The 22,921-nt window shown below is 39.2% G+C and carries 21 protein-coding genes, 1 tRNA gene, 1 other RNA gene and 3 pseudogenes; 15 read left to right on the forward strand and 11 right to left on the reverse strand.

What is annotated here, in order from left to right; all coding sequences use genetic code 11:
* Window positions 1-110 precede the first annotated feature (110 nt).
* From ACFIL7_RS02810 to ACFIL7_RS02825, 4 genes are all read left to right on the forward strand, one after another.
* Window positions 111-500, forward strand: coding sequence for a hypothetical protein (locus ACFIL7_RS02810; protein WP_375633340.1), 390 nt, complete (start codon window positions 111-113; stop codon window positions 498-500).
* A gap of 2 nt (window positions 501-502) precedes the next feature.
* Window positions 503-691: a hypothetical protein gene (locus tag ACFIL7_RS02815; RefSeq protein WP_273790850.1), complete on the forward strand. Its 189-nt coding sequence runs from the start codon at window positions 503-505 to the stop codon at window positions 689-691.
* Window positions 692-1,216: 525 nt separating this feature from the next.
* Window positions 1,217-1,978: a lambda exonuclease family protein gene (locus tag ACFIL7_RS02820; RefSeq protein ID WP_375683329.1), complete on the forward strand. Its 762-nt coding sequence runs from the start codon at window positions 1,217-1,219 to the stop codon at window positions 1,976-1,978.
* Between the two features lie 225 nt (window positions 1,979-2,203).
* A complete protein-coding gene (locus ACFIL7_RS02825; RefSeq protein ID WP_375633335.1) occupies window positions 2,204-2,341 on the forward strand; it encodes a hypothetical protein in 138 nt (45 codons plus the stop codon).
* A 509-nt stretch (window positions 2,342-2,850) separates the two neighbouring features.
* Here ACFIL7_RS02825 and ACFIL7_RS02830 read toward each other — a convergent pair.
* Window positions 2,851-3,084 (reverse strand): annotated as a pseudogene (locus ACFIL7_RS02830) (DnaJ domain-containing protein); the annotation flags it as partial.
* Between the two features lie 1,205 nt (window positions 3,085-4,289).
* On the opposite strand from ACFIL7_RS02830, the gene ACFIL7_RS02835 reads away from it, so the two are divergent.
* The 3 genes from ACFIL7_RS02835 (at window position 4,290) to ACFIL7_RS02845 (ending at window position 5,581) form a co-directional block, all read left to right on the forward strand.
* The gene (locus ACFIL7_RS02835; RefSeq protein ID WP_375636919.1) at window positions 4,290-4,478 is read left to right on the forward strand and encodes a hypothetical protein; all 189 of its coding nucleotides are present in this window, start codon (window positions 4,290-4,292) and stop codon (window positions 4,476-4,478) included.
* Between the two features lie 253 nt (window positions 4,479-4,731).
* Complete coding sequence (locus tag ACFIL7_RS02840; protein ID WP_375633333.1) at window positions 4,732-4,905, forward strand: hypothetical protein; 174 nt, start codon at window positions 4,732-4,734, stop codon at window positions 4,903-4,905.
* Between the two features lie 325 nt (window positions 4,906-5,230).
* Window positions 5,231-5,581, forward strand: coding sequence for a hypothetical protein (locus ACFIL7_RS02845; RefSeq protein WP_375634529.1), 351 nt, complete (start codon window positions 5,231-5,233; stop codon window positions 5,579-5,581).
* Between the two features lie 2 nt (window positions 5,582-5,583).
* Here ACFIL7_RS02845 and ACFIL7_RS02850 read toward each other — a convergent pair.
* Window positions 5,584-5,658: transfer RNA gene (locus tag ACFIL7_RS02850), tRNA-Thr, on the reverse strand.
* Window positions 5,659-5,830: 172 nt separating this feature from the next.
* Here ACFIL7_RS02850 and ACFIL7_RS02855 point away from each other — a divergent pair.
* The 6 genes and pseudogenes from ACFIL7_RS02855 to ACFIL7_RS02880 all read left to right on the forward strand — a co-directional run bounded on the left by ACFIL7_RS02855 (window position 5,831) and on the right by ACFIL7_RS02880 (window position 9,590).
* Entirely contained in the window at window positions 5,831-5,983 is a 153-nt protein-coding gene (locus ACFIL7_RS02855) for a hypothetical protein (RefSeq protein ID WP_375607050.1), read from the forward strand.
* A 176-nt stretch (window positions 5,984-6,159) separates the two neighbouring features.
* Window positions 6,160-7,455: a UDP-N-acetylglucosamine 1-carboxyvinyltransferase gene (murA, locus tag ACFIL7_RS02860; RefSeq protein ID WP_375634530.1), complete on the forward strand. Its 1,296-nt coding sequence runs from the start codon at window positions 6,160-6,162 to the stop codon at window positions 7,453-7,455.
* A gap of 115 nt (window positions 7,456-7,570) precedes the next feature.
* Window positions 7,571-7,753: a hypothetical protein gene (locus tag ACFIL7_RS02865; RefSeq protein WP_375680861.1), complete on the forward strand. Its 183-nt coding sequence runs from the start codon at window positions 7,571-7,573 to the stop codon at window positions 7,751-7,753.
* Window positions 7,754-7,782: 29 nt separating this feature from the next.
* Window positions 7,783-8,133 (forward strand): annotated as a pseudogene (locus tag ACFIL7_RS02870) (UDP-N-acetylglucosamine 1-carboxyvinyltransferase); the annotation flags it as partial.
* 235 nt (window positions 8,134-8,368) lie between these two features.
* Complete coding sequence (locus tag ACFIL7_RS02875; RefSeq protein WP_375683330.1) at window positions 8,369-8,953, forward strand: helix-turn-helix domain-containing protein; 585 nt, start codon at window positions 8,369-8,371, stop codon at window positions 8,951-8,953.
* 281 nt (window positions 8,954-9,234) lie between these two features.
* Window positions 9,235-9,590, forward strand: a pseudogene (locus ACFIL7_RS02880) (helix-turn-helix domain-containing protein).
* 342 nt (window positions 9,591-9,932) lie between these two features.
* On the opposite strand, the gene ACFIL7_RS02885 reads toward ACFIL7_RS02880, so the two are convergent.
* The 7 genes from ACFIL7_RS02885 to purE all read right to left on the reverse strand — a co-directional run bounded on the left by ACFIL7_RS02885 (window position 9,933) and on the right by purE (window position 18,368).
* The gene (locus tag ACFIL7_RS02885) at window positions 9,933-10,754 is read right to left on the reverse strand and encodes a TIGR00282 family metallophosphoesterase (RefSeq protein WP_375634533.1); all 822 of its coding nucleotides are present in this window, start codon (window positions 10,752-10,754) and stop codon (window positions 9,933-9,935) included.
* Between the two features lie 18 nt (window positions 10,755-10,772).
* Entirely contained in the window at window positions 10,773-11,378 is a 606-nt protein-coding gene (locus tag ACFIL7_RS02890; protein ID WP_375627769.1) for a 5-formyltetrahydrofolate cyclo-ligase, read from the reverse strand.
* A 326-nt stretch (window positions 11,379-11,704) separates the two neighbouring features.
* Window positions 11,705-11,865, reverse strand: a non-coding RNA gene (ssrS, locus tag ACFIL7_RS02895) — 6S RNA.
* Between the two features lie 811 nt (window positions 11,866-12,676).
* On the reverse strand, window positions 12,677-13,462 hold the full coding sequence (locus tag ACFIL7_RS02900; RefSeq protein ID WP_375633330.1) for a tetratricopeptide repeat protein: 786 nt from the start codon (window positions 13,460-13,462) through the stop codon (window positions 12,677-12,679).
* Between the two features lie 141 nt (window positions 13,463-13,603).
* Window positions 13,604-13,729 carry a type B 50S ribosomal protein L36 gene (gene ykgO, locus ACFIL7_RS02905; RefSeq protein WP_004863016.1) on the reverse strand — a complete coding sequence of 42 codons (126 nt, stop codon included), beginning with the start codon at window positions 13,727-13,729 and terminating at the stop codon, window positions 13,604-13,606.
* Between the two features lie 2,994 nt (window positions 13,730-16,723).
* The gene (locus ACFIL7_RS02910; RefSeq protein ID WP_375683331.1) at window positions 16,724-17,869 is read right to left on the reverse strand and encodes a 5-(carboxyamino)imidazole ribonucleotide synthase; all 1,146 of its coding nucleotides are present in this window, start codon (window positions 17,867-17,869) and stop codon (window positions 16,724-16,726) included.
* 1 nt (window position 17,870) lies between these two features.
* Window positions 17,871-18,368: a 5-(carboxyamino)imidazole ribonucleotide mutase gene (purE, locus tag ACFIL7_RS02915; protein WP_375610656.1), complete on the reverse strand. Its 498-nt coding sequence runs from the start codon at window positions 18,366-18,368 to the stop codon at window positions 17,871-17,873.
* A gap of 820 nt (window positions 18,369-19,188) precedes the next feature.
* Here purE and ACFIL7_RS02920 point away from each other — a divergent pair.
* Both ACFIL7_RS02920 and ACFIL7_RS02925 read left to right on the forward strand, forming a co-directional pair.
* A complete protein-coding gene (locus ACFIL7_RS02920; protein ID WP_273790835.1) occupies window positions 19,189-19,341 on the forward strand; it encodes a DUF5993 family protein in 153 nt (50 codons plus the stop codon).
* 10 nt (window positions 19,342-19,351) lie between these two features.
* Complete coding sequence (locus ACFIL7_RS02925) at window positions 19,352-19,933, forward strand: disulfide bond formation protein B (RefSeq protein ID WP_375613594.1); 582 nt, start codon at window positions 19,352-19,354, stop codon at window positions 19,931-19,933.
* Between the two features lie 753 nt (window positions 19,934-20,686).
* Here ACFIL7_RS02925 and ACFIL7_RS02930 read toward each other — a convergent pair.
* Both ACFIL7_RS02930 and ACFIL7_RS02935 read right to left on the reverse strand, forming a co-directional pair.
* The gene (locus ACFIL7_RS02930) at window positions 20,687-20,929 is read right to left on the reverse strand and encodes a hypothetical protein (RefSeq protein WP_375633326.1); all 243 of its coding nucleotides are present in this window, start codon (window positions 20,927-20,929) and stop codon (window positions 20,687-20,689) included.
* A gap of 916 nt (window positions 20,930-21,845) precedes the next feature.
* Entirely contained in the window at window positions 21,846-22,211 is a 366-nt protein-coding gene (locus ACFIL7_RS02935) for a helix-turn-helix domain-containing protein (protein WP_375634536.1), read from the reverse strand.
* Window positions 22,212-22,921 lie beyond the last annotated feature (710 nt).

Raw genomic sequence — 22,921 nt, forward strand, 5'->3', positions numbered from 1 at the left:
ATGAAGGATAAAATGGTTGACATCTCTCCTATAGAGGATATAAGACTAACGCTATATTTAGTCTTGTCAAGACAAGGCTATGCTTTATCAACTATCTAAAGGGGGAAATCATGAAAAATATTCCATTCGTTAAAGAGGATGAAATCATTATCGTTTTATGCGAAGAGGAAAATCCTTGTACTTATGAAGGAACAATCGACGAAATCGAAGAAGTGCTCGAACTGATTGAAGAATGTGAAACTGTTTATAGAGTTTTACGACTCGATCTGACAACTTCTCATGCTGAAGATATTACGGAACAAATCGCTGATTTTTATGTCGAAAATCATGAAATGAATGAAGAAAATACACAATTGCAGCCTTTCATTTTGAATAGTGAAGCTTATCATGCTTGTTTGAATGAAAGAGCGGCTTGCGATTATGAAGATAATCTCTATGGCTCTTATGAAAAACAGCATCGTTTACGCCCATGTGATGTCTTGACAGATTATTGGTGGTAAACATGCCAAGTTATCTCAAGACTTCGTATCAAGGGATTCCGCTTTATTATGCTGGAAATATGCGAAATTTAATCAGACTCGAACCACAAAAACACAACGCTATACTTTTTATATCGCAAGAAGTGGCTCAGTCTATGGCAAAAAAATTGGAGGAAGAATATTGCCGCCATGATTTTTCCGTCGTGCAGTAGCAGGGTTGAAAAAGAAGCCGCAATGATGGGCCAAAGTGCTTTTTCATTGCGGTGACAATGGTGCACGTTATGCTTTCGTTCTTGGAGGGAAGCTTAGGGGAGCCGCTTTGGGGGGGAGAGCTTTGCGCGGGGATTTTCTTAGCCGATATGGGAAAGGGGGGCATGAAGAAAAGAGCCTATATATGAGGAATTGTGGGCGCTTGTGTGGGGGAAGTTGCCGGCTGGTTCATTAGGGGGATAAGGCAATGAAGGGGCAGGTCGTCATTCAGTGACTTGGAGTGATACGGAAAGCATGCTGGAGAACAAAAATGAAGGCTTAGGGGGAAGAAAAGCAGCAGTACAGACAGGTTCCAACCTATAAAAAGGCAAGTTCAAGGGGAAAGAGCCGGTTTTTGTGTTTTTTTAGGGCACAATATTGAAGGATGTTGTTGTCTTTAGTCCGTGTGAGGGAAACAGCTTAAAAAAGGTGAATGCTTTAAAGAGGATATATTACAAAACACCTTAAAGATGAAGGGGAGAAATACTATGCCAATCATTATCGATTGTATTCAAGGAACAGAGGAATGGCAGCAAGCGCGTAATGGTTTGATTACGGCTTCTTTGTTTGAGATGGTTATGGCGCAAAAAAAACAAGGGCAAAAAACGTCACGCTATCAGAGTGTGATGATGAAATTGGCGGGAGAAAGAATTACAGGAAAAACTGTTGATGAAGGAACAACGCTTTCTCAGCGACGCGGGACTGAATTAGAACCAATCGCACGACAGCTTTATGGAAAACTTACACATACAGAACCTGAATGTATTGGCTTTGTTTTGGCAGATGATCGCGGACAAGGATTTTCCCCCGATGCTTTTGTGGGAAAAAATGGCTTATTAGAAATTAAAACAAAAAAACCTGAAATTTTGATCCCTCATTTCATGCAAAAGAGTTTTCCAGCAGAACATAAAGCACAATGTCAAGGGGGATTATGGATTTCTCAACGCGAATGGGTGGATTTAATGCTCTATTGGCCGGATATGCCCCCTTTGATTAAACGGGCTTATCGTGATGAAGCGTATATTTGCAAACTTGAAAATGAAATTAACCGTTTTAATGAGGCGTTGGAGAAGATGGTACAGCAAATTAAATCTGTTGGGACAGGTTTTCATATAAGAACAGAAATTGCTTTGAAGGAGGGGAAAGAAAGGGTGCTTGGAATGAAGACAAGGCGTATGCTGGAGGGGAAAACGAGAATGAGACGGGGTGGGAAGGGATCTTGTGTAGCGTTGAGGAGAGGCAAGCTTTAGTCATAAGGCAAGAAGTAAGCGGAAAAGCAGGTGGGTGTTGAAGGGAGAGAGACTTCGCGTGACAGCTATTGCTTGGGAAAATGGAAGAAGGTGTTTCAGAGGGGCAGTCAAGTGAAAAATAAGAGAGATAAGGAAGTACTTTGGGGGAAGATGTTAGGGAAGTGAGATAGGGGATGTGGGGTGCGGTTCTGTCCGCTTTTGTGTTGTGCCGTGTTTGGGGGCGCGATGAAAGGCCCCATGATGGCTAAGTTGCCGGACAAGTGCTTTTTCATTGGAGAGGAAATGGTTCTTGTGGTGCTTTTGTTTTTTGGGAAAGAGTCGTTTGAGGGGCGTTTTTTAGCCAATATGGGGAAAAGGATGTAGGGACATGAGAAAAAGCCTGTGTGGAGTCAAGTAGGCTTGTTGGGGGAAAGATTGGGGGGCAGGTTGTGGAAGAAAATAGAAGGGTAGGGAAAACGGGAGAATAGGGAAAGAATGGATAGAGACATTATAATCTTTATGTTTTTCTACACTACCTTGTTATAGAAAATCAAAAATGACCACATTTTGTGAATTCACTGTGGGGCTGATCTTAAAGCTCTTCAAAAGCACTGATCAATAGATACTTCTCCATATAAATTTGATAAATGATATTAGTATGAGCCCGAAGATAAATGCACCAATCTTTACCAAATATCCTTTTATGCTTATGAGAATTAATAACCCTATACTTATTTATTCAGAATATCTTCCATGTAAAATAAAATTATAAAATACATTACAGGTATTATTCCACAAATAATGAAAATTACATACGCGATACTATCAATTACACGCTTGGTATTATCTTGTCGTCTGTTCTCTTGGTTTCTACTAATTTCAGAAGCCTTGTGATTATCTTTAAAAGTTTTATGATAGAACTGATTGTAAGCAGCTCTCTTTTGAGGATCTTTAAGAACTTCATAGGCTTCACAAATTTTTCTGAATTTTTGTTCTGCTTCGGTACTAGAATTATGATCAGGGTGGTATTGCAGAGCTAATTTACGAAAAGCAGATTTTATCTGTTTATCGTTGCATTCGTAGCTTACACCAAGAATTCCATAATAATCGTCTTCATTGACTATCATTAAATACAGCCACTTTGTGTATTGCTCTTATTTTACAAGATCATTTAATTGATCTCTTTTGAATGTATCAACATGTGTTATTTTTATGTTAGAAATATGGTTAAAATCGTATTGAATGGCATGGCTGTACTTGGGGCTATTGTCTCTAAATGAGAGGAGATACAGTTCAAAACGCTTAAAAATGCAGGGTGTTTTTAATATTTTAGAAATATTTTTTTACAAAAATAGATTAAAAGAGAGACGATAAATCAAATGTAAAAGGGACGGCAATAATAGCCAAGGTTGTCATTATTGTAAATAAACAGGCAGGAACCTTAAATCTAAAACGCCAAAGTAAACTTATGGGAACAGACATTATCGTTGTTATTACGAGTGCTACGATAAACCATTGCAGGAATAAGTTCATTATATTAATTTCATTATTAAAACGATTTTGTTTTAGTTCTTCCTCTGAAACACAATCGATAATAGAAACGCCATAATAAACAGGAAATTTTCCACTTGGACAAGCGCTAACAGAAAATTGTTCAAGCTCTAACCATTCTCTTTCGCGTTCTTTTTCTAATAGCTTCTTTTTTATTTTCTGTCTTATATATTCTTTTGAAATACAATTGATCGGAGAAGTACTTCCAACAAAAAGACCATCTGTTGTACATCCACTCGTTGTATGATGCGTAAATAAAACAGTGCTTATTGCTATAGCAAATAAAGTGTTTAAACAGAGGGTATTTATTGGCTTTTGTTTCTAACAAGCTTTTATAAGTCATTTCTGTTAAATAAATCAATATGTGTTATTTTTGTGTTGAAAATATATGTAAAAACGTATTTAATAAAAATGGTTATAATGATCATAATGTGTCTAAATAAAGGTGTGGTACTGGCTAAAACCCCGCATATGTAGGGTTTTAGCTTATTGGAGGAGGTATGACAGCAGAAAATATAAGGGGATCTGTAGCCAAAATGGTTGTCCTAGGGTGGGGAGAGTAGGCAATATCCAAAATACTCCAAATGAAATATACTTGTTGTTGTACATTCACGCACTTGTTTTAATAAAGATATCTCGCTCTAAGCTCATTTCACAGCCATTTTATGCCGGCGTTCGTAAATTTCATACTGGCGCCTGTGAATAATATCGTGAGGGGTATAACGGTCAAGCCCCGTAGATTATAAAGTCCGTAGATTATACCCCCCAGAGATTATAAACATTGCGCACCCTATTTTTACTTTATGAAAAAGTAAGTTGGTACTATTGGGGGGCCGTTGCCAAAATTGCGGCATGGGCTGTAGCTCTTGAGACGATTCATAATCTCGTTTACTGGGAGGCTTTTTACGAAGAGATATGCTTTTCTTGGAAAGTTTCTCGCCATACGGATCTTTCTGCTTGTGAAGTGTAAGCGAAGAGGGGTGATTAATTTCAATAGAACAGAGGGAGAGAGCTTTTCACTCTTGGGGCTCTTATGCAAGACGAATAACGCTATCCGTATCAATCAAAGTATTCGTATAAAAAAGATGCGTGTTGAAAGAGGGAGGCTTAGAGCACGTGGAAAACCATAGTGTATAAAATTGGTAATGAGGGATCTTCTTTGAAAAGGCAGGCTATCAATTTTCTGGTATATGGGGTGCCTAGTATATGGGGATGTCTGTCATATGAGATGTTTGCCATATGGGAGAGTGGGGTGGCTTAGTGAAAGCTTTATTGAGGGGGACTTTATCACTGTTTGGTTTTTGCTTTTGGTAAGGGGTGGGGAGAATGGGGAAGGAATTGAGTTGAGAGGAGGTTCTGGAAATGGCTCTGTTAGATCAGTTGTAAATGACGAATAAGATCGATGAAGCTTATTCTAATTTTTAGAGGGAATGCTTGTGTTGCTTGAGGTGGATAGAGAGGCTGGAAAGATAAGATTATGGGTTTGGAGGCGGCTAAAGGTATCAATGGGATATGTTCAAACAATGAGTTTATAATAATTCATTATTGAGATTCAATTTGAATTTCAATGAGAGCCCGAAATAGTGTGAGATGTTCTTATTTCAACCCTTCTTATTCAGACGCTCTTATATTGAATCAAGTAAAATCGTTTGTTTGCATATTACAAACAGGGTGAGCTTGTGGGGAAAAATATTCAAGAAATAAAATATTGAAAAAATAAAAATGTCTATACCGTCTCAAGTGCTAAGAGCTGTTGCAACAGTGAGGCTTGGTAAAGAGAAGGATAGGGCAAATCTTACAGAAAGGAAAGAGGGGGGAGGCAAGGAAAGGGGAGGCAAGGGGTGGGGGGATATTCTTTGGGGGGCGGTCAATTTCAAAAGCCATTCGCAAAGCATTTTAGAGATTAAGTGTGTCATTGAGTCCATTGATTTTGAAGCTACTGATTTTGAGGCTATTGAAACGCATGGTTTAAAGGATGGAGGATTTGATGAAGCTGATGGAGGTTGGGGGAAAAGATTTAGGCTTATAGGGAAGACTTATAAGGGCAAGAAGAGAGAGGCAAAAGAAGAATAAAATGGTGCTGCGAGAGAGGATTGAACTCTCGACCTCTCCCTTACCAAGGGAGTGCTCTACCACTGAGCTACCGCAGCCCTTTTCAATCTTTGCGCTGTCTTGTGCCATATTGTCAGAAAATAGGCAAGAGAACATTTGTATATTCTTGCAAGAAAACGTATCTTATGTCATGACATATGTTTCTTATATGCTTAAATATCTAAATGAGTTGCTTGGATAGAAGCTCAACACTGTTTAAAAGGTTGCGCAATGACACAAATGCATCAAAAACAAAAACAAAATGAAATTAATCATCAAGATGAAAAAGCAAAACGACGTCAAGAAAGATTGGCACAACAATTGCGTCAAAACCTGAAACGTCGAAAAGAGCAAAGCCGAAAAAGAGCACAACCAGAGCTCTAAAATGCAAAAAGCTCTAAAATGCAAAAAAATGTTTTTTAGTAAATTTTTGCAACCAAACTTCTCAATAATTTGTTCTCATAGTTAGAATGCGTTCTAAAACGATTAATAAAGCATAACTTCCCGAAGGGGGACAATCCTTTGGAAGGGCAGGCACAAAGGAAAAGAGGGAAAACACGATGGATTCTATTCAAATTGTTGGGGGAGAAAAACTTCAAGGAACAATTCCTATTTCTGGGGCAAAAAATGCTGCATTGCCTCTTATGATTGCGGCGCTGCTTACAGAAGAAACGCTCACTTTAGAAAATATTCCGCATCTGGCCGATGTTGAATTGCTTATTCGTATTCTCAATAATCATGGTGTTGGATATGCCGTTGATGGACAAGAGTTTAAAGATGAATGCGTGAATTCAAGAACAATTCATTTTACGGCGCAAAAAATAGCTACAACACGGGCACCATATGAACTGGTGAAAAAAATGCGTGCAAGCTTTTGGGTTATCGGACCTCTGCTTGCACGATGCGCAGAGGCTTATGTTTCGCTTCCTGGAGGATGCGCTATTGGAACAAGACCTGTCGATTTTATCCTTGAGGGACTTAAAACTTTAGGCGCACAGATTACTATCGAAAATGGATATGTTCATGCAAAAGCGCTAAAGGGGTTAAAAGGTGCTCACTATCGTTTCCCTAAAGTCACTGTTGGTGGAACCCATGTGCTGCTGATGGCGGCGACAATGGCAAAGGGAACAACCACTCTTGAGAATGCAGCTTGTGAGCCAGAAGTGACAAACCTTATTCGAACTCTGAATGCTATGGGGGCTCAAATAACCGGTGAAGGAACAACAACGCTTACAATTGAAGGGGTTAAAAAACTCAACGGTGCTAGAGTACGCGTTATTGCTGATCGAATCGAAGCGGGAACATATGCAATGGCTGTTGCTATGACGGGAGGAGATGTCTTTCTTAAAAATGCAAATCCTAATCATCTCACAAAGGTGCTTAAGGTGCTCCAAAAAACAGGACTCGAGATTCAAATAGAACCTCAAGGAATTCATATTAAGCGAAATCCAAAGAACACCAAAATTATGCCCGTTGATATTAAAACAGGACCTTATCCTGCTTTTCCAACTGATCTCCAAGCGCAATTCATGGCGCTCATGACACGGGCTGAAGGAATCGCGCATATTACAGAGACGGTTTTCGAAAATCGTTTTATGCATGTTCAAGAACTCAATCGCTTAGGAGCACAGATAAAGCTTGATGGGCAGACGGCAACTGTCTATGGAACAGAGAATTTGCAAGGGGCTCCTGTCATGGCGACGGATTTGCGTGCTTCTGTTTCTCTTGTGATTGCAGCATTGGCAGCAAAGGGGGAAACAATCGTCAATCGTGTTTATCATCTTGATCGTGGATTTGAGAGATTAGAAGAAAAATTGGCTCGTTGTGGCGCAAAAATCCAACGTATCACAGTGTAAACCTGTTAAAGTGTAAACCTGTTAAAGATATGCTGAATGCTTTGCGCTGTGGTTGAGGGGGGCGATTGCTTGGGGGCGTTTTAACACAATGTTTGCTTGTTGGGAGGGGCTGGGCTTGGCTGGTGCATTTTTAATGGTTTACTCTCTTGCTTGTGGAATTTTGGAGCCGTATATTCTTGATGATTTTCTCAATAGTTCTTTCAAATCTCCATCTTTCAAGGGTATGGCTTTTGTGGCTGCTGTTTTCTTTTCGGAATGGTTTTTCTTTCGTGTAAAGTTTTGCTTCTCTCACTCTTGAAGAGGCTCGTGATTATTGTCTAAGTTTCGTTCATGGCGCTCATGACGCGGGGTTGAGGGAAGCGCGCATATTACAGAGACGGTTTTCGAAAATCGTTTTATGCATGTTCAAGAACTCAATCGCTTGAGGGCGCAAATAAAGCTTGATGGGCGAGAGGGCAACTATCTCATGGAACAGAGAATTTGCAAGGGGGGACTCATCATGGCGACGGATTTGCGTGCTTCTTGTTTCTCTTGTGATTGTAGCCCTCTTACTCTTGTTACATTGGCAGCAAAGGGGAAAACAATCGTCAATCGTGTTTATCATCTTGATCGTGATTTGAGAGATTAGAAGAAAAATTGGCTCGTTGTGGCGCAAAAATCCAACGCATCACAGTGTAAATCTGTAAGATGTCTCTCAAAAATGGCTTTGGGAGGGGGTGATATGTTGTTAGGTGTGCTTTTGGGAGGTGTGATCTCAAAAAACAAGGTTTGTTAATCTTCTCAATGAACGTGGGTTTTATCTCATGGTTTTGGAGTTTTTACGAGCGGGCATAAAAGTTTGAGAGGCGGGGGTGGAGCTCATAAAATAAAGACTGTTTTTAAATTTTATTGCTAATTTCATGAAATTACTTTATTGGTAAGAGAATGTTTTGGTCGTCTACGCAGCGATCAACAGGGAATGAAAGACCCTAAACTTGAGACACGTATTTATCCAGCTTTATGGATATCCCGGATTTCCGGGAGCTTTTGTTATGTCCAGGTGCGCTCTAGCACTAAAAGCAAAAGGCTGAGTCAAGTTTCAGCTCTTTCAACTCCCGGAATACCAATGCGAGGGCGCTCGCAACCGGCAGGGGAGCTTGAAGTGAAAGCTAAAAATCCACACTTTAACGACATTTCGATAGGCAGAAAAATTCGCTTTAAAAGAACAATGCTGGGAATGTCGCAAAAGAAATTAGGCAGTCAGTTAGGGGTGACTTTTCAACAAATCCAAAAATATGAAAAAGGCTCTAATCGTATAGGGGCGGGGCGTTTACAGGAAATTGCTGATATTTTCAATGTTCCCATTTCTTTTTTCTATACGGATCTCTCAACAAAAGAAAATGTCTTGTATTGCTGTGATGAAGGGATCGCAAGTAAAGAAGAGCACATCCTTTTGAAAAGTTTTAGAGAGCTCAAACCTAAAAAGCAGAAAGCAATTTTGTGTTTGATTGTCTCATGAGATAAAAACACTGTTTTAAATTTTATTGCTGGTCTCCAGAAATTATTTTATGAACAAGCACTAGGGTTCTCGTCGTACAGTGTGGTTGAATGGTGAAACCCAAAGCCTGAAAATCCAAGATGAAACATTAGCCTGCTTTATAAGTATCGCGAGATTCCGGGAGTTTTTGCTATGTCCAGGTGCGCTCTAGCACTAAAAGCAAAAAAGCTGATTCGAACTCAGTACTTTCAGACTCCCGGAATACGCATAAGAGGCGCTCGCAACCGGCAGGGGAGCTTGAAGTGAAAGCTAAAAATCCACACTTTAACGACATTTCGATAGGCAGAAAAATTCGCTTTAAAAGAACAATGCTGGGAATGTCGCAAAAGCAATTAGGCAGTCAGTTAGGTGTGACTTTTCAACAAATCCAAAAATATGAAAAAGGCTCTAATCGTATAGGCGCAGGGCGTTTACAGGAGATTGCCGACATTCTTAATGTTCCCATTTCCTTTTTTATTCTGGTCTCTCAACAAAAGAAGACGTCTTGTATTGCTGTGATGAAGGGATCGCAAGTAAAGAAGAGCACATTCTTTTGAAAAGTTTTAGAGAGCTCAAACCTAAAAAGCAGAAAGCAATTTTAAGATTAAATTTTCGTTAGAATTAAAAAAAGATTAAAGAGGCTCTTGCTAAATAATAAATTATTATATAAAGCTTTTTCTAGAGAAGGGGGTTAACATTTCTCCTCCCCCCCCCCCGCAGAAATGTCCAAATAAAACCTCCTTCTCATCGTTTTAAAAATCACGAAAAATTTTATCCTTTATCCTTTATTTTTTTTAAAAGAGTGACTTATTTGTGCTAGAAAAGTTGCTGTATTAGGTAAATTGGAGGGCGGGGTGTTTTTAGTAGGGATTTGGGAAGGGCTGGAAAAGTCGTCTTGCCAAATAGAGTTCTCAAAAGAAAATCTTGGAAAGAAACTATCAAAGGGGTGGCTTAAAAGAAGCTACCAAAAATCCGGAACTTCAGGCTTTAAATGAGGACCAATCCGTACCGCCGAGACCTTTTCTGCTAAACCGGTGCGATCTGAAATCTCAACCGCTAAACCACAAAGGGTGGCAGGACCACATGCCGGTTCAAAACGATCTTGCTTCGTCTTATAAAGAAAACGGTGTAAGGGTTCTTCTTTATCCATTCCAAGAGATGAATTATAATCTCCACACATGCCTGCATCTGTTAAATAGGCGCTCCCACCTTCTAAGATCTGCGCGTCAGCCGTGGGAATATGCGTATGTGTGCCAACGATAACACTTACACGACCATCAAGAAAATGGCCAAAACATTGCTTCTCGCTTGTCGTTTCTGCGTGAAAGTCAAAAATAATCGTATCGGCTTGCTCCATCAACGAACAGGCAAGCAGAATATTTTCCGCTGTTTCAAATGGATCTTCTACTTTACACGGCATAAAAACGTTGCCCAACAGATTGGCGACAAGAACACGGGCGCCATTTTTTGCCGTAAAAACACCAGAACCTTTTCCGGGAGTTTCTTTCGAAAAATTGGCAGGGCGTAAAAAACGATCACTCTCATGGGCATATTGCAATGCTTCTTTGTGAGAAAAAGCATGATTACCTGTGGTGACAACATCAACACCGGTTATCAAAAGATCTTGATACGTTTCTTGTGTGAGACCAAAACCACCAGAGGCATTTTCACCATTTACCACAACAAAATCAAGCTGCCATTTCTCAATCAGTTGAGGAAGGTATTCAAAAACAGCTTTACAGCCTGTGTTACCAACAATGTCACCTAAAAATAAAAAACGCATAGGCACTTTAATCACATTTTAACATTTTAAGAAACCTTTTTCTGTAAAAATTCCTTGTACCTGTAGATCATGTTCTGCTGCGGGAATAGAGGAAACCTCCTGACATGAAAATCCTATGCCCCATAATGTCATTTGATGCCCTTGTTTTTCAAGAGCTGCAACAGCACGGTCATAGTATCCTCCTCCATAGCCAAGACGGTGACATTGACGATCAAACGCAGAAAGCGGAACAATAATATTATTGGGGGCAACAACGCCATTGTCTGCACCCGGACCAAAGGTGCCAAAACGCATGGGCTCTAAAATCGTGCTGGGCGAAAATGCACGGAAAATCATGGTGGTGGAATCAAGAACTGCTGGTAAGGCTAAATGCCCACCGCGTAACGCTACAGCATCCAGTAAAGGACGCGGGTCAATTTCCGATTTAATGGGCCAATAGCCTGCTAAAATGAGGCGTGAAAAATCGGTTCCCTTCTTTTCAAGGTATTCAATAAAGTGGCAACAAGCACGCTGTGAAAAGAGTGCACGCTCTTCTGTTAAAAGAGCATCACGACGCGATAAACCGCTTTTGCGTTGCTGTGTGCGAAGGGATGAAGCAGATTCATAGAGGGGATTATTTGTCATTGTCTCGTCAATTATTTTATAAGATGCTGGTATTTTATCCATTGTTGGCGTTTTGTAAATCTCTGTTAGGACAAGAGCTGTGCTCATGAAAAAAAAAGCATGAAAAAAGTGTGTGCTCTTTAGGGGGTATCTTGGTGCAACAAGCCGCTTTTGCGCTGCTTGCGTGCGAAGGGATGAAGCAGATTCACAGAGGGGATTATTTGTAAGTGCTGTCTGTTCTACAAAATAAAGCCTATCGTAATTTTTATTTCTTGAAAAGAGTATCGTCATTGGTCTTATGTAAAAAGACGCTCTCAATTTTAGCTGGAAAAATTTGATGTAAAAAAGGGTGATCCACAACAGCCGATGGAAAAAGCTGATCCCGGGAACCTATACAAATAGGTGGGCGCCATATGAAAAAGCCCACGGGCTTGATCAGGGACAGCTCCCTTGGAGATCATTAAGGTCTCAGGAATACGTTATTTCCTGTCGAGAAGCGCAGAACACCCTCCTTAATATAAAACAATTTCAGAGCTTCTGCTAGAGATAAAATAACCTCGCTCTCTTCTTTTTCAAAAAGTATTTCAGGAGAGTTTTTATAACCTTGCTGGTGGCTGCTCGAAATGGCTGTATGATGGATGGCTTATTCAAAGTAAAAAAGCAAAAAATATGAGTGGGGGTGGGTGTTTGAGTGACGCAGAACGATTTATTGGCAATGGCTTGATTGGCTCTTTTGGGACAATGCTTGATTTTTATGTTTCGCGGGAATACTTGGAGGAGGTTTGAAGGGAAATATTTCTTATTCAAGGATGTTGGTTGAATTGGTGTTGCGTCTTTGAAGTTTTTGCTTTGTGAATCCATATTTCAGGGCTGTTTTATCAACTTTGAGGGGTGAAGGAGAGCCGATACGGTATGTGCTGCTATGGTTGAAGCTTAAAAATAAAAAACAGATGATGATAGTTTATCAGAGGCGCTAAGCGATGTTTTAAGCTTTTTTCAAAAAGTATTTTTTGAGGATCGTGTTTACAAATTTTTTTTATCCATGATGGAAGGTGTGAAAAGAAGAAACGGCGTGAAGAGGACTCCGGCGTGGAAGCGTTTGCTTGCTATGAGAAGAAATTCTGTAGGGAGTATATTGGCAGTGTTTGGAAGATGCCTTCAATACAAAAAAGTCAAAATTCAAAAAAAGTACTGTGAATTGTGTGGGGGGTGATGGTGTGGTTATAAGCAGGGGCAGTTTATTGAGTGGAATGTGAAGCCGGCTTGTGTCTTATCTAGGTTTGAAAGGATGCCGTAAAGCGTCTCGTTTTTGAATGGTTTCAAAGAGCTTGTGGTGATTGTTCGTCTAATAGAGCTTGCACGCGCTTTTGAATCCTGCGCATTTGTGGATAGTAATCCAATGCTGTTTCATAAGCTTTAAGAGCAAGTTTTGGACGCTCCGTTGCTTCCATGACAACGCCAAGTTCAAAAAAAGCACTATAATTGCGCGGCTCAAGTTCAAGAGCATGGTTGAGATCAAGCAGGGCAAGTTTGAAATCGTTCAGTTGAATGTGAATCCAAGCGCGTCTTATCCAAGCTTCAGCATGAGTAGGTAAAAGTGCAAGAGCATTATCAATATAATCAAGCGCAAGTCCATAATCGTCGCTGTTGAGTGCATTTTCAGCCCATGACATCAAAAGATCAATCGTCTCGCTCCCCGATTGGGACCATAAATGTTGAAGCTGTTGACTGATCTTTTTCGCTTTAGCAACATCAGCACAATATTTCAATTCTTTGAGTAAACGTGAAATTTCTGCTTCTTTGCGCTGCTTAACTCTGTCAACATGGGAAAGCTGCTCTTTGTCAAGATCTTCAAGAATAACCGCCGAAGAATCAGAATCGGAGGGCGTTGAGGAGGAGGGAGGAGAATTGGGAATAAGATCATCTAACGGTAAAAGCGATTGTGGAGAAGGCCGATCTTCAGGAAGAGAAGAAGGATTTTGCCCATAGCTCGAGGGAACAAAACAAAAAACGCCAACAAAAGAAAGAAAAAACGCGCGCTGGAAAATACAGAAAAAACGCAGCTGAAAAAATCGAAAGGCTTTTAAAAAAATAGAAGAATCCATAAAAACAAGCCCCCAAAAGATAAATCACCAAATATTATCAAATACTAGACTTGTAATCAACGGACTTATAACAAAAAAACGCAAGAAAAAATTTTTAAGCCTACAATTAAAGTAGGCATAAAAACATTGACCCTAAAGAAATTAGCCCTGACGTGCTCTAAAACGTGGGTTCGTTTTATTAAGAATATAAACACGACCCTTACGACGCACCAAACGATTGTTACGGTGGCGCTCTTTTAGTGCTTTAAGCGAATTTTTAATTTTCATCATATTCACCGTTTAAATAGTTTACGTAACACAATACTATAATACAATATTAAAATACGAAAATACAATACCACAACCCCAATAGACTGCTCACTTTAATGAGCATTGCATTGCGATATCGTACTTGCATCATAACATCACACGATACACTTTTTCACTGTGATCACAAAAAGAAAAGCGTACTCTTAAGGTACGCACTAACCACTTCATTAGCACAACGATAAGTGAAAATTGCAAAAAAGTAGGAGAGATCTAACAAGAAGTCTTATTCTTGTCAAGGGTATATCCCTTACAAATTCCTATAGTGTGTGTTAATGGTTGCCTTGGAGGTAAAAATTTTCTCGTAAAAAGAAGGACACAAAAAAGCACAAAGAGTGAAAAAAAGTAAAAGCTTCCTATTTGTGAGAAAATAATCCTGTTTTTTCGTAAAATATCATCGTTTAGTAAGGCTCATGTAAAATTTATAACATGAGGTGTTTTTTGTTCGTGTGTGAGGATATTCTTAAGGCTTATTCTTAAAACCTAAAAAATAAACCGCATGATGATGACGAAGATGATGAATTGATAAGGATAAATTTCTATTGTTCAGAGAAAACATAGTAAAATAAGAGTTTCGCATAGTCTTAAGGTTTTCTCATTGCAAATCTGTGTATCTTTAAGCATAGCATTCGCTGCTTGCATATCACAAGCGGGATTGATTTATGGTAAAGATACTTGAAGATAAGGAATAAAACGGTCTTTTATGAATGCTTTCAAGTACAAGAGAGTGTTGTAACATTGGAGACTGGCAAAGCGGTATGATGAGGTTGGCGTTTACGCTTCATAAGTTTAAAGAGGGTGGTGCACTATGAATGTTTAAGTTATTATCGAGAGTTTTTATGCTCTATGACCGGGGCTGCTGTTGTGAAGTGGTGGGGCAATGTGCATTGGCCAAATGTTTCTTTAAAATAAGCGCGTGGTAAAACAAGTGCGTAAATTGGCAACACAAGTGTCTTCTGTTTGAGGCTTTTTATTTTACGTGAGGGGTGAGAGGATATTTGGTTTGGGAATGGATAAGCTTAGTGCTGTAATCATATCCTGTAATTATATCTTTGATGTGGAGATCAGGGACGGAGCGGAGCGCTCGGTACTTTTAATGAGGGATTAAATCTGTGTGGTTAGAGTGAAAGATTATGCATAAATTTCTCTTTTAAGGCAATAGTTTATGATTCTTTGCAACCCAATTATTTCTACGTGGGTGGAGTGCTGGATATTGTCAAACGGAGGGGGAATTCAAATTATCCGGTGAGGGAACCAGTATAGTGAGAATATACTTTGGCTCTTGAATGTGGATAGTTTGAATTCCTTTTAATATCCATGCTGTAGAAAAATTTGACCTTCCCAAGGGTGGTCTATGATGATGTTTATTGAAAGAGTGAAAGCTTCACATTGTCTGGCGATAGACGTAATAAAAGTATGTCATAATACCAATTTATATACATGTTACAAATGCCAAAGAGAGCTGACGTAATGATCATTGGTATCCCGATCAATAGGGGCAGTGTTTCTCTTCCTCCTGTGAGGTATATTAGACAAAGAATTCCTGTCATTAATAAAAAGCCTATCGACAGGATTTTCGTTACGAAAACAATGGGTTTACGAAAAGTTAAAAGAAAAAGGAACAACATGTGTCTAAATGGACCCCCTTTACGTTTTTTGGGAAGAACAGACTGTACCTCATTTAAAGTTTTATTATTGTTAGAAATGAAGTGTTTTTTGCCACAATAAGCGTTTTAAAGGCAATGATAGTGTTAAAATGATCGTATTAAAAAGTATAGTTTAGCTTTATCAGGATAATAAAATAAACATTTATATTTATAAATTATTAGGTGCTCTTGAAAGAAGCTTGGATTGAGAAAAATTGTGGGAACTTCATGAAGCGCTGGTCTGTTGGGGGTGACGAATGTCATTGCTGAGCAGGATTAGAGAGTTACAGACAATCTCTTATGGGTGGTTAAGAATATGCGTAAACAAAGTGCGTTTACGATAAGGGGAGTTCATAAAGAATTGTGCGAGATGCCATAAAATCAATGCGCATTATACGGTGGTGATGTGCCTTATAATTCATTATCTTAACAGGATTAAAAGGTGAGAAAATTGATGCACTAAAAAAGGGGAGGGTTTTGTGAGAGAAGAAAAATTGATCTGAAAAGAAGAAACTTAAGCCTTTGGGGAGAAGTTCAGGAAACCTTTTCGAGGAATGTGTTGGGGGAATTAACGAAAGGAGAAAATCTTCTATCCGTTGAAGGAAAAAGAGAGAGGAGAAAAAGAAGAAAGTTGCTATGCTGGAGGGGTGCTATCGTCTGGCTGATATTGGGCCGAATTCTCGAGAGTTGTTTGGGGAGAGTAATACGTTTTACCTCTTTGCAGCGATTTTATGGAAAACAAAACGATGCTTTTGTGAAAATGCTTTTGTGAAAAAATGAACATAAGAAGAGAAGCTAGAGACAATAAAAGCGCAATCATGGGGATTGGTATCTATGGGGTGCAATAGATCAGTCTATTTCTTAAAGATTGGCATTAAAAGAAAAATGAAGGGGCTGCGTATGTTATGGGGGAATATTTATGTTGTGGAAGGTATCCGTTGAGGGGAAGTTGGGGGCTGGTGGATTGTTTTGAGCCTTGGGGGGATCTTTTTGAGAAAAGGAAGGGGAGAAGAGCTAGGGGGTGGAGTTGAAGGGTTGGGAGCGCTTGTTGTGCTGCTTGGATATCGGTGTGGGGGGGAGAGGTTGTTTTTGAGGGCGGATGAGATGTTCGTGTAGGATGAAGCGGTTTGGAGGGGGAAGAGGTGATGTTTTTAAAAGAGCAGGGCTTGTAGGAGGGCGTGAAGCCCTGCTAGGGGCGAATTAAAAGGTTAGGGGCGCTTTGAGCCGCTGGATATCGGTGTGGGGGAGAGGTTGTTTTTTCAGTTCATTTTGGGGAAAAGTGTGAAAAAGTATTTGTATATATGTGGGCTTAAGATTTGTTGGCTGGTCCCAGTAATTGGATGATATGCCCCATTTTGCGGTTGGGGTGAGCAGTGCTTTTGCCATATAAATGGATCGAGGTGCGCTCTTGCTTCAGAAAATATTTTAACGTGCTAAAATTGTTACCAATAAGATTGGTCATTTGGCAATCGCTGTGGCGATAGGGACTGCCTAAGGGAAGTCCGCAAATAGCACGGATATGCTGTTCAAATTGTGAAGTTATGCATGCCTTTTGTGTCCAATGACCAGAATTATGGACACGCGGTGCTAATTCATTCACTAAAAGATGACCATTCGTTAAGACAAAAAGTTCAATACAAAGAACACCAACATAATCGAGGGCATCCATGACTGTTACACTGATTTCTTGAGCTGCTTTTTGCACGTCAAGTGGAATATGTGATGGAACAAAGGATTTATGAAGAATTCCGTTTTTATGTTGGTTTTCAGGGCAATCATAAAAAATATGTTCTCCTTGTTTTGTGCGGGCCGAGAGAACCGAAATTTCCGATAAAAAAGGAACTATTTCTTCCAAAATACAAGGCTGTTCTTGAAAAGTCCTTAAGGCTTCGTCAAGGGTTTGTTCATCTGGGTGATCAAGCTTGATCTGGTTTTTTCCGTCATAACCAAAACGACGCGTCTTTAAAAGACCACGTCCGCCTAAGGTATCAAGAGCGGAAAGAAGAGAAGAAGAATTGTCAACAGCGTGCCATAACGCGGTGCCAATCCCTTGATCACGCAAAAATTGCTTCTCAAAAAGTCGATCTTGCGTGATCTCTAATGCTTTGGAAGAAGGATAAACAGGCTTACTCTTTTCTACATATTGAACCGTTTGAAGCGAAAGATTTTCAAATTCATAGCTGACAACATCACACTGAGAAATAAAATGATCTAAAGCTGATATATCGTCATAGGAGGAAACAATATGGTTGTTTGCTGTTTGAGCGGCTGGGCAATCGGCTTCAGGGCAAAAAATAACGGTTCGAAATCCTAATTCTGCAGCCGCTATGGCGAGCATCCGTGCTAATTGTCCTCCTCCGATTAAACCAATGACGCTGCCTGGAGGTAACATGGTGAAGGGAGTGGTGTTGGAGGGGGTGGCGTTGGATGAGGGGGGGGTGGAAAACGGTGCCATTTTAAACCTCCGTTACAGGCGTTTGGGCGACATTGGCTGTTTGTTGTTGACGCCAATCTTCTAATCGTTGGGCGAGATCATGGTCATAAACGGCCATAACGGCTGCGGCTAAAAGTGCTGCATTAATTGCGCCTGCTTTGCCAATTGCTAATGTGCCGACGGGTATCCCTGCTGGCATTTGCACGATTGAAAGCAAAGAATCTTGACCAGAAAGAGAGTGAGAATGCACTGGAACGCCAAAAACAGGAAGAGGAGTAAGGGCTGCTAACATACCTGGAAGATGCGCTGCACCCCCCGCACCGGCAATTAAAACTTTAAACCCTGCTTCTTTTGCTTCTTTTGCAAATTGATAAAGGCGTTCAGGAGTTCGGTGTGCTGAGACAATATGCGAACTATGAGAAATACCAAGATTCGTCAAAATATCTGCACTATGGCACATCGTTTGCCAATCCGATTGGCTCCCCATTAAAATCGCCACATCACATGATTTTTTCATCATTCTCTATCCTTTTCAAAGGTTCAATGCGATTCTTTATCATTATTTTTTTAAAGTTTTATATTCTTTTTGCAAAGCCAATTGATGACAGAGAAACAGTTATTTTTCAAATAAGGTGGAAAGCTAAAAATTTAAAGGGGATCTCGAGAGATGAAAAACTAAAGTATTGAAGGCATGAAGCACTTTTTGTGAGGGGGAGGGTAATGTCACGGGGTGGCGTGGGACCCATGAGGCTGTTGAGCTTGCGGCATTGTCTTTTATTTAAGATAAGAGGGAAAAGTGCATTGGGGAAAAGCCATTGATTATAAGTTTTTTTTAAAAAATGTCTTATTTTTTATTTGCTAAAATAAACAAGATCACCATATGATATAAAATCTGTTGCAATTTGAAACATTGCTTATGAGAAAAAGAGATTTTTATGTCAAAAATGTGTTGCAAAATGAGGATATTCTTTTGAGAAAAAAAGAGATGTATATCTCTCGATTTCAAAGCCTATTTATTTTGTTGTTCAAGTAATTCTTTTGTGAGTGGGGGGATATAATCTTTATAGGGGATATAATCTTTATAATTGTCGATATATCTTTAACAATGGCTGATATAAGGGGAAGCGAATAATCAACGCTTTTGTGCTTTTAACGCTTTTGTTGAGATGTGCTTCTGAGCGATTATATCGTTTTTTCACTTAAATATAATGGCAATATCAATCGCGAGTGACGAATTGTGAATAATAAATCCATGGTCTCTTTTTTGCCCAATTTTGTAATATGGTAAACGCTGAAATAAATAAGAGTTAAACAACGGATGTAAAGGAGATTTAAAAGCTATGTTTCTTCCATTTTTAATCGCTTTAGGTACTGCAGTAACGACTATGTGTGGTAAAAAAAATATAAGTTATGCTTTGTGGGCAATTTTATTCGTTGTCATTCTTCTCACTTTCAATCATCACGCAACTTCCACTTTAAATTTATCTTTTTGAGAGAATAGCCATGGAACATGTTGAACAAAAAAATCCTCACTTCGTCATCTTTATGAATACGCTAGGACTCTTTGGGTTATCTATTGTCTTGGTGGTGGCTTTTTATTATCAATTGGTAAAGTTTGAGTTACCTTGTCCCCTTTGTTTGCTGCAGCGCGTTGGATTGATGCTGGCAGGTTGTGGGTTCTTACTCAATATTCACCATAAGGTGAAAAATACCCATTATGGTATGGTTATTCTTGGTTGTATGGTAACCAGTGCTGTGGCAGCACGGCAAGTGTTTTTGCATATCACACCCGATGATTTAGGATATGGTTCAACGTTCTTTGGATTGCATTTTTATACTTGGGCTTTCATTATTTCTGTCCTTTGTATCTTTGCTGTCTCATTTGTCATGATTTTAGGCGAATTGGCACACAAGTTCAAAGAATTTTCTCCTTTTCCAGTCTTGAGTAAAGCAGCAAGTTTTTTATTTGTGTTTTTGATTGCGGCAAATTTGATTTCTACCATACTGGAATGTGGTGGTGGGCAATGTGCCGATGATCCTGTAAGGTATGAATTGTTATCAAATTGGTTCCCTTCACAGTCTTGAAATTTTTTAATAATCCCTCATCATAATTTTTATTGTTAAAGAAGCGGAAATATTTAAGAATCCGCTTCTTTTTTATTTATTGGGAAGACATTTCAGCAAGATTGTTCGATAATCTGATCTTTTATACCAACGCTGGCTTTTATGAGCGCTGGCGATTGATATTTTTTTTAGCGAAGACTTGTACTGTGAACCTTTTATGCTGTCTTTTGAGAGAGATGAAGGGATTGATTGGCTTGGAGGCGTTTGTAGAGAAGCCCCGAACTTTTGAGCCGCGTGGGTTAAAAAGCCTCGTTTTTTTAAAGGTGCATTAACGATAAAAATTTTTTGTTCTTGATTTTTCTTAACATTGTGTTAAATAAGTTTTTGTATTCATTTTGGTGCTTCTAAAGCTTTTTATTGCTTCTAGAGGGATTAATTTAAAATTTTGAAAGTTATGTGAATAATTTTCTGCAGAGGTTTGTTTATTAGAGGCAAACCTTTTTTTTTATCTAAGTTTTAGATGTTTTCTTTCAGTGTGAAGCCTTTTTTAGAAAAAGGTAAGCGTCTTGATGATGACTCTCTTCTTTATTAATATATTGATTTATAATAATAAATAACCATTTTTTACCGTGAAGCGCGTTGCTGAATATAATAAAATTTCTCATCACCAGTTCTCTCATATTAAATCAATTAAAATTACTTGGCTTATACATCATAAGTGGTGGGTCGTGCATGTGGATCAAAACTGTACAAGAAAGGCATGCCTTTAATGAATTATCTCTTGAACCGAAGGCTGTCTGCAACATTGGGAGCTGGCAGAGTTTTTGTGATGATGCCGGCCTTGTTCTTCCATAAGCGTAAACGTGTTTTTCCATAAGCGTAAAGATAGGGGAGGGCTGAATGGATTTTATACACTTCATGGGGGCTTACCATTTCTTTACGGGCGGCGTTTTGCAAAATGGGTGTGATGAGCGTTGAGAGATCTTTCTTTAAAACAAGCGCGTGAATATGCAACACAAGTCTATTCCTTTTGGTGCGTTTTGTATTACGAAAAAAATTGATTTATAAGAAGGAGTTATCGTTGTGGATGTTGAACGAGAAAAACGAAAAGCTTCTCTCATTTCAAACTTTCTTATAGTCAATTAATTAAATGTGCTCTTCTACGTTACAAAAAAGCACTGGGTGTAAATAAAAATTCTTTTAAAAGTCGTAAAATGCTTCTTATGCACCCTTTTGATCGCTAGAATTTGTCGAAAAATTTTATGCTGTTCAATACAATAATAAGGCGGTTTATATCTATGATTTAAGTGAAAATAGGGGGATTTAGATGAAAAGGGAGGCGAGATTTTGATGACAGTTGTTGAAAACGTTATTGTATAATGCATTTTTTACAGATTTTCTGCTTTCTGTAAATATGCAAAAGCGGAAAAACGGAAATGTGTAAAAAAGGAAGCTGGGACTTTATGCGTGGTGTATGATTTTATCATGGCATGGAATGTGGAGAGAAGATTGGGGTGTGGGGATGAAGAGTTTTATGAAGGGGGGAAGCTTGGATGAAGAGGCGGGTGTGTTGACGAGAGAGGAGAGAGGGTGTGGGGAAAGTTGTTTTTGAAGTGGGATTGACCGGTGCTTTGCGTGTTCTTACTTTAGGGTGGTGAAGGGGCAAGAATATTTTAAAATAGGACGTATCTGTCGCGTTTGATGCAACATTATCCTTTGTGGTGTCGTGATCTGAAATCAGCAGGGGAATTGGCTAGAGTAAGAAGCTGTATTGTTGACAAACCTATGTTTACAAAGTGATGCGGGGGGAATTTGAAAGTTTCGTTTGGCTGCTTTCTGTAAATGTGGAGAAGCATCAAAACGTTGATCCGTAAAATAAAAACGTATGTCCGTAAAATGATGCGGAGAATTTATGCTTTGTGTGCACTTTTGCTTAATCAGAAATCAACCATAAGATTGCTTTTTGTTTTTTCGGCTGGAGCTCTCTAAAATTTTTCAAAAGGGAATGTTCTTTTTCGCTGTATGTTTCTTGATCATAGTGTGCGGCATGTGTTGAAAGATTTTCTTTTGTGGCAATATCTGCATAAAAAAAGCTTATGGGAACTTCCAGTTTTTGGGCGATTTTGAGTAAACACCCTGCGCTTACACGATTGAAGCCTTTTTCATATTTTTGGATTTGTTGAAAACTGACACCTAAATAGCTTCCTAATTCTTTTTGGGAAAGTCCCATGGCAATTCTTCTATGACGAATTCTTTTGCCTATCAGAATATCGATAAAATTTGGATTTTTGGTTTGCACTTCAAGCCCCCCCTCCGGTTGCGAGCGCCCTCGCATTGGTATTCCGGGAGTCTAAAAGTACTGAGCTTAATCAGCTTTTTGCTTTTAGTGCTTAAAGCACCTGGACATAGCAAAATCTCCCGGAATTCCGGGATACCCGCAATGCGGGATAAATTTATGTATTAAGCTTTCGGGCTTTTAGCTCCCTATTTGATCGTTGCGTGGACGATCAAAAACACGTGCTTATCAATAAAGTAATTTCAGAAAATTGGCAAGAAAAATCAAAATAATCTCAAAGACTATAAGATTGGGTACTTTTTAAAAAAGTGCGAAATATGGATTATAAATCGCGTCTTTTGCTTAATCAGAAATGTCGATAAAATGTGGATTTTTGGTTTGCATTTCAAGCCCCCCTCCGGTTGCGAGCGCCCTCGCATTGGTATTCCGGGAGGTTGGATTCACTGAACTTAAACAGTCTCTTGTTTTTAGTGCTTAAAGCACTTGTACATAACAAAAGCCCCCGGAATTTCCGGGATAGCCATAATTGTTTATGTGTTAAGTTTTAAGGAATACAACTCCTTATTGACCGCTGCGTAGACGACCAAAAAACACAGGCTAATTCATAAAGTAATTTCAGGAGATTGGCAAGAAAAATCAATATCCCATAAAATGGCGTGATTTGGAGGGGTGTGGAGTGCTGGTTTGAATTTGACTTAAGGGGTATATGAATG

Origin of the sequence: Bartonella sp. AP3QHHD, assembly GCF_042195765.1 — a bacterium.
In the GTDB taxonomy this organism is placed as follows: domain Bacteria; phylum Pseudomonadota; class Alphaproteobacteria; order Rhizobiales; family Rhizobiaceae; genus Bartonella.